The organism is Ruegeria sp. ANG-S4 (assembly GCF_000814005.1).
GTDB lineage: Bacteria > Pseudomonadota > Alphaproteobacteria > Rhodobacterales > Rhodobacteraceae > Ruegeria.
Map to the genome: position 1 here is coordinate 1324632 of NZ_JWLK01000001.1, position 13156 is coordinate 1337787.

The following is a 13156-nucleotide window of genomic DNA, read 5'->3' on the forward strand; positions in this document are numbered from 1 at the left end:
CGCATGGAAAACCTGTCCGTCATCATCCTCTTCCTCTTTGTTCTGTTTACGCTGCTGGGCTCTGGCGTCTGGGTCGGGCTGGCCCTGATGGGCGTCGCCTGGGTCGGGATGGAGCTGTTTACAACCCGCCCTGTAGGCGACGTGATGATCACCACGATCTGGTCGGCGTCGTCGTCGTGGACCCTGACTGCGTTGCCGATGTTCATCTGGATGGGCGAAATCCTGTATCGAACGCGATTATCCGAGGATATGTTCAAGGGCCTGTCTCCTTGGATGGCCCCGCTGCCCGGTGGGCTGGTCCATACGAATATTGTGGGGTGTACGGTGTTTGCAGCCGTGTCCGGATCGTCTGCCGCCACGCTGACCACGGTTGGCAAGATGTCGATTCCCGAGCTTCGCAAACGGAACTACCCCGAGCGAATGATCATCGGAACACTGACGGGCGCAGCCACGCTCGGCCTGATGATCCCGCCGTCGCTGACCCTGATCGTCTACGGCGTGACGATCAATGAATCCATCACCAAGCTATTCTTTGCAGGTATCCTGCCCGGCCTCGTGCTGGCGGCGATGTTCATGGGCTACGTCGCGATCTACTCGAAGCTTGGAAAAGACTGGAACCCGAACAGTGAGGGCAAGCTGAGTTTCTCAGAGAAGATCAAGAACTCGCGCTTTCTGCTGCCGGTTATCCTGCTGATCATGGTGGTGATCGGTTCCATGTATCTGGGCTATGCCACCGCGACAGAGGCCGCCGCATTTGGTGTGATCGGCGGGCTGCTTTTGGCAGCCGGGCAGGGGTCGCTTAACTGGAAAACCTTCACCGAGAGTTTGATGGGCGCGACCCGCACCAGTGCCATGATCGCCTTGATCCTTGCGGGGGCCGCCTTCCTGTCGCTTTCGATGGGGTTCACCGGCCTGCCGCGCGGGCTGGCTGATCTGATCGCCGGTTGGGAACTGACACGGTTCGAGCTGCTGATGGTGCTGCTGGTCTTCTATGTCATTCTGGGCTGCTTCCTCGACGGGATTTCGTCCGTCGTGCTGACCATGGCCGTGGTCGAGCCGATGATCCGCGATGCGGGGATCGACCTGATCTGGTTCGGCATTTTCATCGTGGTCGTTGTGGAGATGGCGCAGATCACGCCGCCGATCGGTTTCAACCTGTTTGTGATGCAGGGCATGACCAACCACGAGATGAGCTATATCGCGCGCGCCGCGATCCCGATGTTCCTGATCATGGTGCTGATGGTGTTTGTCCTCATTTGGTTCCCTGAGCTGGCCACCTGGTTGCCCGAGAACCTGCGGCAGAGCCCGGGCGGGTAGGGCGACCAGTGAACCCACTGCTCTGGGCGGCACGCAAAGGCCCATACGTTCTGGTCACCGGGCTTGTGGCAGGGTTGCTGCTGCCCGGACTGGCCGAGCCGATGCGGCCGCTCTTACCACCCTTAGTGGTCCTGTTGTTGTTCGTGACGATCCTGCGCATGGACCCTGCGGCCATTCTGGGATCTCTGACCGATTTGCGGCAGGTCATCGCGGTCGTGATTGGGTTTCAGGTGGTCATCCCGCTGATCATCGTTTCAGTCGGGTTCGTTGGCGGATGGACGGGCACGGCAATCATTCTATCCCTGCTTATCATGACAGCGGCACCCTCGATCTCGGGTAGTCCGAACTTGTGCATGATGATGGGCTATCCCGCCGAACATGCAATGCGCCTTGTCGTTGTTGGAACCGCTGCACTACCATTAACGACGCTGCCGATTTTTTGGCTCATGCCCGAGCTTGGCGATCTTTGGGCCGTTCTGAAAGCCGCGTTCAGCCTGTTCCTGACCATTTCCATCGTCACGCTGGTTGCGGTCGCGACGCGAAAAACGATGCTGCGACGCCCTTCGCAGACCGCGCTTTTGCAACTTGAGGGTCTGGCGACCATCATCCTGGCGGTATTTGTCACCGGTCTGATGCCATCCGTCAGCGCGGCAGCGTTTGAGAATCCGATGATCGCCGCGTTCTGGATCGCTTTTGCCTGTGTCGCAAATTTCGGATCCCAGATTGCGGTGTTTCAACTGACGCGCACCCGGCTCGCACCTGCCAAGGCCACCGCAGTGTCTTTGATTGCCGGAAACCGAAACGTTGCGCTTTTTTTTGTGGCCTTGCCGCCCGAAGTCACAGCCCCGATCATGGTATTTATCGGGGCCTATCAGATTCCGATGTACCTGACGCCCTTGATAATGCGCAGGATGTATCGTGCGTAAGTGACCGACCGGACCTGTCTTTCGGGCAGCTTTTGGTAATGGAGCGCTTCAAGCGTCAGGTATTACCCACGATATGTAATCCTGCCTGCGTCACGATCCCGGCCGCGTCAGCGACCAGAATCGAACGGGTAGGGCGATTGCCGCAATGATCAGACCGATCGTATAGCCAATCCAGACGCCGATGGCGCCAAGCCCAAACAGGAACCCGAGCACGTAGCTGGCCGGCAACGCAAGCGGCCAATAGGCCGTGAGCGTGATTAGTGTTGGAAGGTTCATGTCGGACATACCCCGCAAGGCCCCCAACGCGGTGCCCTGCACGCCATCCGCCACCTGCAACAGGGCCACGATGAAAAACAACGTAACCGTCAATTCGACCACAGCTGGATCACTGGACATGCTTTCAGCCATTACGCGGCCTGCGGTGATGAAGACGATTGCGGCGGCGGCCTGCCACAGCGTCACCATTGCGAAGGATGCTTTCAGGATCGGCCTGAGCCTGTCTCGGTCGCCCGCGCCGACGGCAAGGCCGACGCGGATGGATGCCGCTCCCGCCATGCCCAGCGGAATCATGTAGGCCAGACCGGCCAGAGCATTCACGATCTGATGTGCGGCAAGCGCTTCGGCCCCCAGCCACCCCATCATCAAGCCCACGACGGCGTACGCCCCGCCTTCGCCGGCGTAGCCAAGACAAAGCGGCAGGGCGTCTTTGGCTTGCGACCAAACATCCGCCCAGGCAACGGTCACACGCTGGCGAAAGGCGGCCAGGTCGGGGGCGCGCATCAGCACATAAACCCCTGCAGCCAGAGAAACACACTGCGACAGTATACTGGCCAGGCCTGCACCCAGAATGCCGAGGTCAAGAATGTGAATGAAAGCGTAGTTGGCAGGCACGTTAAACAAAACGCCCAGGTAAGAAAGCGCAACAGCCGTCCAAGGTCGCCCCACAGCGTCAAACAGGGCTTTCAGACCGAAGAAAAGCGTGAAGGGGACGATCCAAATCGCCATTGACACCCAATACGGCCAAAGGATTGCCAATACGTCCTGAGGTTGCCCCAACGGTCCCAGCAGTGGATAGAGCGCCATCATCAGCAAAGCCGAAAAGCCGCCGCCCAAAAGACACAGCAACAACCCGCTGCGCAGCGCCAGCGCGACCCGCGCGGCATTCCCCGCGCCCTCTGCCTGACTGATTTGTACCGAGATTGCGGTGATTACGCCCCACAGGGCAGAGATGAGTATGATCAGTACGGCAGTTGTCACACCAGCTGCCGCCAATGGCACTGTTCCAAGCGGGGAGATCATTGCCGTATCAACGACGCCGATCAAAAGCGCGGCGGCCAAGCCGACCATCAGCGGTACGGCCAGACGGATGAGTGGCATAAATTCGGCGCGGGCGGGCGCCTGAGAAATCAGGATTTGGTCTGTCATGGGTCACCTGTCGGACAACGTCCGACGATAAAGTCGCGTAAAAAAGCTCTGGGCTTTGAATGAATGCGGGCGGTTCAGCCCTGCGACGGGAACACCATGATTGCGGTCCTTTTGGTCGGACAAGTTAACGCGAAGCGTTCTAGGGGATTAATTGATCCGCGTCCAGACCTTGTGCGCGATCCCTTAAATTCTCACAGTGGTGCTTCGGTCGCGCGCCTGTGATCATCGAATCCCACATTGGTCTTTGCCTAGGGGGGCAAATGGAGACGTCGCCCGATTATTCCGGGGTCGCATCGGCAAGTTGTCGCAGGAACTTGGCGCTGTTTTCGTCGGCTGGAAAAAACAATTCAATCTTAAGATCGTCCAGCGTGACGTCCGTGGGCGTACTGAATTGGGCAATGGTCCCAAACAACGAAAGCCGTTGCCCTGCAAAGCGATAGACAGTGGGAATTGTAGGTCCAACATTCAAACTGTCCTGGGTGCGAGCCTGTTTGGACAATTCACGCGCCGCGGCATCCAGTTGGGGTATTCCGCCCGAATTGGCGCTTTCAGCACGCAGCCGCAGCATCGTATGATGTGCAACTTCTGGCCAATTTTCGACCAGAGTTTCCATCAGGGGACTGGTCAAAAGGGTCAGCAGGCTTTGGCCTTCGCTGATGCCCAATGGTTGAAACAAGCGTTTCGCGCCGCTGTTGAGCAATACGACCGTCCAGTTTCGATCCAGTGCCATACCCGGGTACGGGGCGTGTCGGTCAAGTGTCCACTCAACGGCTTCTCTGATGGGCGACAGCGCTTCGTCGTCGAAAGGGGTCGTCGCAAAACGCGGTGCGAACCCTTCGGCGCGCATCATCTGATTTCGAGTATCAACCGGGAGGTTCATGACTTCGGACAGGTGCAGGATCATATCCGGGCTGGGGCGCGATCGCCCGGTTTCCAAAAAAGAAATGTGGCGCGCACTGACTTCGGCTTCGACGGCGAGGTCCAGTTGGCTCATCCGTCTGCGTTTTCGCCATTCCTTGAGCATGCCGGGGTACGGGGTCATGCGCTGAACTTAACAGGCGCCGAAACGGAAATCACTTACCTCCAAGGTAATTGCTTTGAAACTGCCAAAGGCCGCAGGAAGGGGTAAAGTTGAAAGGAGAATGCAATGACACAACAACAGTCAGCGATGCGTCTGTCGGGCGTGATTTTGGCGGCAACGGGTGTCCTTTTCGCGCTTGCCGCACTGCCTTTGCTGCACCCTGTCGCACATATTTTTCTGCAAATTGCATACTGGCCCTTTCGTTATGTGCCATCTGGCCTCGGGGTTCCGGTGCCGTTGTTGTTGGTCATCACCGGTGGGCTTACGGTGGGGCTTGGTGCGATGCAGTGGGCGCTGGGAACGTATGTTGCAGCCATATCTGCCGTTGCAGCGAGCAAAACCGCACAAATTGCGGCATGGGCGTGGTTTTGCGTCGACAGTGCAGGCTCGATACTGGTCGGCGCCCCTTTCAACGTTGTCCTGAACCTTTCGTTTTTGATTTTGATATTGGTGTCATGTCGCCCGCGGAACGCCGATGTGCCAGCGACGAACTGAAGCGGTTGTGTTGTCACAAAGTAAGTGAAGGGGATTTACAATTGAGATCAAATGCTTGTGATGGCTACCTCAAGCAGTTGGCAACCGAGCCCCGGCGGGACGGGCACGCGTGGCGCGGTCACACACTTCGAGTGAATGCGAACTGCCTTTTTCCGGCGAGCAGCAAGATCTTGGCGAAATTCTAATCTCCGGTGACCTCTTGCGGCAGGCTTTCGGTCCACTCTCGCAACGCGTCGAGAAAGCCTAGCGCGGTGCGTCCAAAATCGGTGATTTCGTACTCGACCGAAACGGGTGCCGTATGCATCACCTCGCGCCGCACGAGGCCCTGCGCTTCGAGCCGGCGCAAGCGTTCGGTGATCATTTTTTTGCTGGCTCCGCCAATCATTCTGGACAAGTCGTTAAAGCGAACGGGCCCATCCTTCAGATGCCAAAGGATTGACCCCGTCCATTTGCCACCAATGATCCGCATGCCCCGTTCAATCGCGCAAGGCTCGGCACAGGCGTCATAGACCTGTCGTCGTCCCGTGGTGTCGTTCTCGACCCGCGCCCGCATCTGTCACCCTCCGTGAAAAAACAGGTTACTAAAAGTATACTGGTTGCTTTTCCATCTCTCAAGGCACACGTTCACCGCTAAGGCGTGACGTGTCAAGCGGCACCAAAGCCGAAGAGCAAGGAACCAAAAATGAGCAACATTCTGATCATCAACGGTACGCAACCGTATGAATTCGCACCCGGGCGATTGAATGCCAGTTTTGCGGAAAACGCGCGATCGGCATTGTCGCGTCAGGGTCATTCTATCCGACTGACGAACATCGCGGAGGGCTACGATATCGAAGCCGAGGTTGACGCGCATGTTTGGGCCGACGTTGTTATCATGCAGTTTCCGGTGAACTGGATGGGGACACCTTGGGTGTTCAAAAAATACATGGACGACGTTTATACGGCCGGAATGGATGGGCGTCTCAGTTTCGGAGACGGGCGCAAACCAAATGCGCAAAAGGCAAATTACGGAATGGGCGGCACCCTGAAAAACACAAGGTACATGCTGTCTGTCACTTTCAACGCACCAAAAGAAGCGTTTGACGACCCGTCAGAGCCTTTCTTTGCAGGCGGCAGCGTCGACGACCTGCTGCGGCCGGTCCATTTGAACGCCAAGTTTCTGGGTATGCAGCAACTCCCCACCTTTGCCGCCTTCGATGTTGTGAAGAACCTCAATATTGAATCCGACTTCAAACGCTTTGATGCTCATCTGACTGCTGTTTTTGACGAGGCCCACCATGTCCCAGCCTGACATTCATCTTTATACGGCCGCCACAATGAACGGTTATAAGCCGGTGATCTTCCTTGAAGAGGCAGAAGTGCCGTATGACCTCACGGCCATAGACTTTTCAAAGCAGGAACAGAAATCGCCGGACTTTCTGAAGCTTAACCCGAATGGCAAAATCCCTGCGATCGAGGACAAGGCAGAGGGGCGGGCGATTTTCGAAAGCGGCGCAATCCTTTGGCACCTGGCTGAAAAATATGGAAAGTTCCTGCCGTCCGATCCGGTAAAACGGTCGGAAGTGATGCAATGGATGTTCTTCCAGGTCGGACATGTTGGTCCGATGATGGGGCAGGCAATGTACTTTCAGCATATCGCAGCCCCGAACGGCCACGAGGAGCCGTTTTCAATCAAAAGATACGTCGACGAGTCTCGCCGTTTGCTTGAGGTGCTGAACAGTCATCTTGAAGATCGTGAATGGCTGGCCGCCGATGAATACACCATTGCGGACATGATGATTTATCCTTGGGCACGCGCTTATGTCTGGGCGCGCGCAAGTGTCGATGGCCTTCCGCACCTACAGGCCTGGTTCGACCGGATCGATTCTCGCCCGGCCGTACAAAAGGCCCTGACCATCCCGAAGGCGAACCCGCACTTCTGGGATACCGAGGCCGACGCCTCGGCCTTTGCCAAGGAAAACGCCGCGCGGTTTGCAAGCGATGTCAGGAAAGATTGAGTGTTCAGTTCCGGGATCCTCTAGGGTGACTCGGGTGTCGGCACCTGTTGGTGAACCTCAATGACATTGCCTTCCGGGTCGTGAAAGAACACTTGATGCCACTCTTTCGAAAAAGCGGTCCCATAGTCTGAATAGGGTATTCCGTGCGCGTCCAGCAGACTTAGAAAAGCGCGCAGATCGTCTGTTCGAAACGCGATGTGACCGCGTTCGACCGGATTGATGGCCTGACTGTTTCTGAACGCGACATCAAAGTCGCGTTCTGCTAGGTGCATCTGCATGCTTCCGTCGGTTGCAAACCGGATCTTGCCGTCATATCCTGTTTCCTCGGTGGCATCAGAGCGCGGAAAGTTCTGCGCCGGAATGTCGTCCAACCCCAAAACGTTGGTGTAGAAATCGTGCAAGCGGTCCACGTCGTCTGCAACGACGTTAATGTGGTGAAATTCTAACTTCATTTAACCGTGCCTCACTTTTGTCATTGTCAGATTTGTAGCACTTGGGATCAGGTTTTGGGATAGCCCACAGATTGCCCCATCAAGAGTCTACGGCGAATAAAGAACCGTAAACTAGCTTCACGCGGAAGGGCAGCTTGCCCAATCCAGCGGGTTTCGAAGCGCCAGCGAGTGTCGGAACATTTCCGGTTGTTTTGCGCTCACGCGATGTCTTTCATAGCCGCATCCGAAAAAGGAGGCGTAGCGCGTGTCGAGCCGAAAACTGTATCTTGGTCCTCTGACCGACAACAGACGCTGGGATATGGTCAATATCCGGCCAGATGACGTTATCGTTGTAACGCCACCCAAGAGCGGCACCACGTGGATGCAAACGATGGTGGCGCTGTTGTTTTCGGGCGATCCCGACATTGAAACCGAATTGTCTGTGAAAATGCCGTGGGTCGATATCCGACTGCGAGAAATGACCGAGGTTGCCGAACGGCTTGAAGCCATGCGCCACCGCCGCTGTATGAAAAGCCACACGCCGATGGATGGTTTGCCCTTGGACGAAAACGCGCAGTACATATGCGTGTTTCGCCATCCTCTCGATGCGCATTTTTCCTATTGCAAACACCTGAGGAACATCCCCTTGTCCACCTTCGATATGTGGTACCCCGAGAAAGACGAGGACAGGATCACATTTCGTCGCTTTCTTGACGGCGGGGCGGAAGGATTTGATGGCGATGCCATGCCGCTGGCCCATATTATTCAGCATTACAAGGCAGCCAAGGCTGTTGCCGACCGACCGAACGTCTCTCTGTATCATTACGCGGACATGCAGCGGGACCTGGCAGACACGTTCGCCAGATTGTCCGCGCAGTTGGGTATTTCCCATTCGCCGCCTGTCCTGGATCGCCTGATTCAAGCCGCCACGTTCGACAACATGAAACAAAATGCCGAACGGTTCGCTCCTTCCGGTGGGAAGGGGTTCTTTAAATCGGATGCAGATTTCTTTCACAGCGGAACAAGTGGAAAATGGCATGGCAAGCTTAATGATGACGAGTTGGCCGCTTATGACGCCATGATGGACGCATACCTGACGCCAGAAGACCGGGAATGGTTGGAGCATGGTTCTGGCGGCAACAGCGTGACCTGAACAGGCGCGATTCAGAAAAAATGATCCCAGCCACGACGCTGCCCGCAGCAGTCAATCATCTGTATTTGCCAAATCAATAGAAAGACTTGACGCTAAGTTGCAGGAGCTGGCTGTGCAGCCGAAATTGTCTGTTTGTTGCAAAAAGAAAAGGCGCCAGAGAGCAAGACCGAGGTCCGCACCGTCTGGCGCCTTCTTGAACCCTATCATCCCCCCAGAGGGCGACAGCAGGCCCAGCTTGCGTCCGGGCGTCGCCGCCCAAAGCCGAAGCGGCCGAGTTCGAAAACCCACCACTCCCCGCTCAACCCTGCTCATCTGTCCCACACGGCGTTGTGCTTGCGCACCAAACGCTGTCCGAAACACATCAGCCTATGCAACCCTGTCCATCACGCGACTTTCGCCACCACATGGTCTGACCTGCATCCAGCTGCCAGTTACACCCAAAGCTGCATCATTGATCCGTCTTCGAGTGCCCGTAAGCAACCGGGGCTTTTGCGTCCGCCTTCCCTAACAAGTGCCAAGTCCAGCGGTAAGCTCACGATGGGAAATAGCAGCGAGTCGTGCAACAAAAAACATGCATAAAAAGCAAATTTCTTGTGCATAAAGCCCTGAATATAATCATTTATTTCTGTGGATGACTTGTGGATAGACTCGGTTTTTCCTTATATCTCGCCGATTTATAGTGGGAAGAAATTCCTGATCACCTGGCCATTTTTGAAGGTCCGTGAACTGGCTATGAGGCGAAAGAAACCCGCTATGCGGATTATTTGCGCCGTTGGATTGGAATCACATCTCCGACTTTGGCTGCACGTGCGACCTCAGTCAGTGCTCAGGGTAGCGTTTACTGGACGCCAGCGACCAGAGCAGAGGTCAGAGCCTTGTCACTTCTCTGGACCTGCACGGCTGCGGATCGAAAGCGACAATCAGGCTTTGCAAATCAGCCGGTCCAACATCTTGAACTTCTGCTCGACAAAACCCAGAAACCGGTTTGAAGACGCGGACATTCTGCGATCCCTCAGTGCAATGCAGCCCAGGTGGCGGTCCGGGTCACCGATCTTGATGGGCAGCGATGTCAAAGTGTTCTGGCGCTGCATCATGAAAACGACCGAAAAGGGCAGGACCGTCAGCGAGTCCGATCCGGTCAGAACATTGACGACAGCGCTGAGCGACCCGCCGGTGAAGCTGATCTTGAGATCCCGTACACCTATTCCGTCCAGGGTATTTCGCAAATCGCGGAACAGCGGGCTGTTGGCTGGCGGCGCGATCCACGAATATTTCGTGATGTCTTCCAACCGAACCTCTTTCTTGCGCGCCAATGGATGCCCGACGCGGCAAGCAATCACATTCCGACCCGGTAGGATTTGCCGGAACTCGAACTCATCGGACACGTCAGCCGGACGAATGGGCAGAATTGCGACGTCCAGTGTTTCGCTGGAAATCTTGGACAAAAGCTCGGCGGGATACCCATAAGACTGATCAATCCGGATGCTTGGGTATTCGGCTTGGAACTCTGCAATCACGCTTGAGATGACGCCATCCATAAAGATTGGCGTCCCGGCAACGCGCACTGCACCGGCCAGACCTCGGCGATATGTATCGACCGTCTGGCTTGCGCGGCGGCCTGCATCCAGAATTCTCTGCCCCTCTTGCGCAAGGGCAATCCCAAGTTCTGTTGGTTGAAGCGGTCTCCGGGTCGGCAGGAACAACGGTTCCCCCACACGGTCTTCCAGCAACGAAACACTTCGGGATACGCTGGGCTGGGATTTGCCAAGTAAAGCAGCGCCTTCGGTCAGGCCGCCTGCCTCGACGATGGCCGCAAGAATCTCAAGATGTCTTGGGTCAAGTTTCATAACGCAAAGTTATATAATTCGTTCAAAATTCGATCAAGACTGCATTTCTGTCCTGCTAGCGTTCCTCCAAACCTGCAAGTCCGTGCGTAACAGGAACCTCAAATGAGCCTCAGCATCACAAGTATCAACGGTCAGAAAGTCCGCTTTGGTGCGGGGCTGCGGAACGATATTTGTGCCGAATTGTCCGAGTTGGAATCGGAGAAAGCGCTCGTACTCTCCACACCCGAACAGGCGGACATGGCGATGGAACTGGCGACGGTGATCGGGGATCGCGCTTCAGGCGTATTCACGCGCGCAACCATGCACACGCCGGTCGACGTCACCGAGGAAGCCGTCGAACATGCAAGATCCATTCAGGCCGACAGCCTGGTCGCAATCGGAGGCGGATCAACGATCGGTCTGGGCAAGGCAATCGCGCTGCGCACGGGATTGCCGCAAATCGCGATCCCAACGACCTATGCCGGCAGCGAAGCGACACCGATCCTTGGCCAGACCAAAAATGGCATCAAGTCCACGCTGACAGATCAAAGCGTTCTTCCACGTGCCATACTTTACGATCCGGAACTTGTCGCCTCGCTGCCGACGGCAATGACCGTAAACAGCGCGCTCAACGCGATGGCTCACGCTGCCGAGGCCCTGTACGCGAAAGACCGGACGGATCAGACGACAGAGCTTGCGATCAACGGGCTCGACGCCTTTGCTGCGGGCCTGCCAAAAGTTGTGGCGGACCCTGGCGACCTCAAGGCGAGGGAAGACACACAGCACGGCGCATGGGCCTGCGGTACCGTGCTTGGTCAGGTCGGCATGGCATTACATCACAAGCTTTGTCACACGCTGGGCGGTTCATTCAATCTTCCGCATGCGGAGACCCACGCAATCGTTCTGCCGCATGCCATCGCTTATAACGCGGCAGGCGTACCGGATCTTCTGGCACCCGTGTCGCAGGCATTGGATGGTACTGAACCGGGACAGGCGCTTTGGAATTTCGCCAAGGCTATGGGCGCGCCGATGGCGTTGAAAGGCCTAGGGCTTTCCGAGACCGATCTGGACCGCGCCACCGAAATCGCACTCAGCAATCCATACTGGAACCCGCAGCCCGTCACCGCCGACGGATTGCGGACGCTGCTGCACAACGCTTGGGCCGGAAATGCCCCGGGCCGATGAATTCACCGTGTCAAGGGAGGGACACATGATCACACGACGCAAACTGCTGCAATCCACCGCCGCAACCGGTCTTGGGCTGGCTGCCGGTGGCTTGGCTGCACCCGCTATCGCGCAAGGCGCAAAAATCAAACTGGGCTATGTCAGTCCGCAATCCGGGCCTCTTGCAGCCTTTTCCGAAGCGGACACCTACATCCTGGAGAATTTCGCAGCCTCTGAGGCTGGCGCAAACTTCGAAGTCATCATCAAGGACAGCCAGTCCAATCCGAACCGCGCGGCGGACGTTGCCGGAGAATTGATCGTAGATGATGAGGTCGACTTGATGCTGGTCGCCTCAACCCCGGAAACAACAAACCCGGTTGCGGCGACGTGCGAGGCCGAAGAGATGCCCTGCATTTCAACCGTCGCGCCGTGGCAACCGTGGTTTATCGGGCAGCAGGGCAATCCGGGCGATCCGTCCAGTTGGGAGCCTTTCTATTATGCCTTTCACTTCTTCTGGGGCCTCGAAGATGTGATCGCCGTTTTCACCGCAATGTGGAATCAGTTGGATACCAACAAGCAAGTCGGTGGTCTGTTCCCCAACGACGGCGATGGCAATGCATGGGGTGATCCGAATGTGGGGTTCCCGCCGGTTCTTTCAGAGCTGGGATATACCTTGACAGATCCGGGGCGGTATCAGAACCTGACCGACGACTTTTCCGCCCAGATCAATGCGTTCCGGCAGGCCAACGTTGAAATCGTGACCGGCGTTCCGATCCCACCCGATTTCACGACGTTCTGGAGCCAGGCCAAGCAGCAGGGGTTCACACCGAAGGCCGCAAGCATCGGAAAAGCCATCCTGTTCCCGCAAGCGGTCGAGGCCTTGGGTAACGCAGGCAACAACCTAAGCTCCGAGGTCTGGTGGTCGCCGACGCATCCGTTCTCATCTTCGTTGACCGGAGAAAGTTCGGCAGAATTGGCGCAGGGCTATTCGGCAGCTACCAGCCGCCAGTGGACGCAACCGATCGGTTTTGTGCACGCTCTGTTCGAAATGGCAGCAAACGTCATGGGCCGCGTCGATGACGCGGGTGACGGGGATGCAGTCGCCGAGGCAATCGCTGCGACTCAGTTGGACTCGATTGTCGGCCGTATTGCGTTTGATGGCGCGGGATTGCCACCATTCGCAGCACAGAACGTCGCGAAAACACCCCTGGTTGGTGGTCAGTGGCGCCTGCTTGACAATGGCAGCTACGATCTTGTGATCGTTGACAATTCTTCTGCGCCCGAGATCCCGACAGCCGGAGTAATGGAAGAAATCTCCTGATCGTTACGAAACAAACGCCC

13 protein-coding genes are annotated in these 13156 nt (G+C 56.7%); 8 read left to right on the forward strand and 5 right to left on the reverse strand.

Annotation, left to right across the window (positions count from 1 at the left end; genetic code table 11):
* Positions 1-3 precede the first annotated feature (3 nt).
* Entirely contained in the window at positions 4-1317 is a 1314-nt protein-coding gene (locus RA28_RS06645) for a TRAP transporter large permease (RefSeq protein ID WP_039524831.1), read from the forward strand.
* 8 nt (positions 1318-1325) lie between these two features.
* Positions 1326-2243 carry a hypothetical protein gene (locus tag RA28_RS06650; protein ID WP_039524834.1) on the forward strand — a complete coding sequence of 306 codons (918 nt, stop codon included), beginning with the start codon at positions 1326-1328 and terminating at the stop codon, positions 2241-2243.
* A 90-nt stretch (positions 2244-2333) separates the two neighbouring features.
* On the opposite strand, the gene RA28_RS06655 is transcribed toward RA28_RS06650, so the two are convergent.
* Positions 2334-3668, reverse strand: coding sequence for an MATE family efflux transporter (locus RA28_RS06655; RefSeq protein WP_039524838.1), 1335 nt, complete (start codon positions 3666-3668; stop codon positions 2334-2336).
* A 277-nt stretch (positions 3669-3945) separates the two neighbouring features.
* Positions 3946-4710 carry a helix-turn-helix domain-containing protein gene (locus RA28_RS06660; RefSeq protein WP_039524840.1) on the reverse strand — a complete coding sequence of 255 codons (765 nt, stop codon included), beginning with the start codon at positions 4708-4710 and terminating at the stop codon, positions 3946-3948.
* Positions 4711-4815: 105 nt separating this feature from the next.
* On the opposite strand from RA28_RS06660, the gene RA28_RS06665 reads away from it, so the two are divergent.
* The gene (locus RA28_RS06665; RefSeq protein WP_152612026.1) at positions 4816-5244 is read left to right on the forward strand and encodes a hypothetical protein; all 429 of its coding nucleotides are present in this window, start codon (positions 4816-4818) and stop codon (positions 5242-5244) included.
* Between the two features lie 181 nt (positions 5245-5425).
* On the opposite strand, the gene RA28_RS06670 is transcribed toward RA28_RS06665, so the two are convergent.
* On the reverse strand, positions 5426-5797 hold the full coding sequence (locus tag RA28_RS06670) for a winged helix-turn-helix transcriptional regulator (protein ID WP_039524842.1): 372 nt from the start codon (positions 5795-5797) through the stop codon (positions 5426-5428).
* A gap of 129 nt (positions 5798-5926) precedes the next feature.
* On the opposite strand from RA28_RS06670, the gene RA28_RS06675 reads away from it, so the two are divergent.
* On the forward strand, positions 5927-6535 hold the full coding sequence (locus tag RA28_RS06675; protein ID WP_039524845.1) for an NAD(P)H-dependent oxidoreductase: 609 nt from the start codon (positions 5927-5929) through the stop codon (positions 6533-6535).
* Complete coding sequence (locus tag RA28_RS06680; protein ID WP_039524848.1) at positions 6522-7241, forward strand: glutathione S-transferase family protein; 720 nt, start codon at positions 6522-6524, stop codon at positions 7239-7241. Before RA28_RS06675 ends, RA28_RS06680 begins: the two co-directional genes overlap by 14 nt.
* A gap of 20 nt (positions 7242-7261) precedes the next feature.
* Here the strand turns inward: RA28_RS06680 and RA28_RS06685 are convergent, their stop codons facing one another.
* The gene (locus RA28_RS06685) at positions 7262-7693 is read right to left on the reverse strand and encodes a VOC family protein (protein ID WP_039524850.1); all 432 of its coding nucleotides are present in this window, start codon (positions 7691-7693) and stop codon (positions 7262-7264) included.
* 244 nt (positions 7694-7937) lie between these two features.
* On the opposite strand from RA28_RS06685, the gene RA28_RS06690 reads away from it, so the two are divergent.
* The gene (locus tag RA28_RS06690) at positions 7938-8825 is read left to right on the forward strand and encodes a sulfotransferase domain-containing protein (RefSeq protein ID WP_152612027.1); all 888 of its coding nucleotides are present in this window, start codon (positions 7938-7940) and stop codon (positions 8823-8825) included.
* Between the two features lie 920 nt (positions 8826-9745).
* Here the strand turns inward: RA28_RS06690 and RA28_RS06700 are convergent.
* The gene (locus tag RA28_RS06700; RefSeq protein ID WP_039524860.1) at positions 9746-10672 is read right to left on the reverse strand and encodes a LysR family transcriptional regulator; all 927 of its coding nucleotides are present in this window, start codon (positions 10670-10672) and stop codon (positions 9746-9748) included.
* Positions 10673-10774: 102 nt separating this feature from the next.
* On the opposite strand from RA28_RS06700, the gene RA28_RS06705 reads away from it, so the two are divergent.
* Positions 10775-11836: a maleylacetate reductase gene (locus tag RA28_RS06705; protein WP_039524862.1), complete on the forward strand. Its 1062-nt coding sequence runs from the start codon at positions 10775-10777 to the stop codon at positions 11834-11836.
* 25 nt (positions 11837-11861) lie between these two features.
* On the forward strand, positions 11862-13136 hold the full coding sequence (locus tag RA28_RS06710; protein ID WP_039526090.1) for an ABC transporter substrate-binding protein: 1275 nt from the start codon (positions 11862-11864) through the stop codon (positions 13134-13136).
* Positions 13137-13156: the final 20 nt, after the last annotated feature.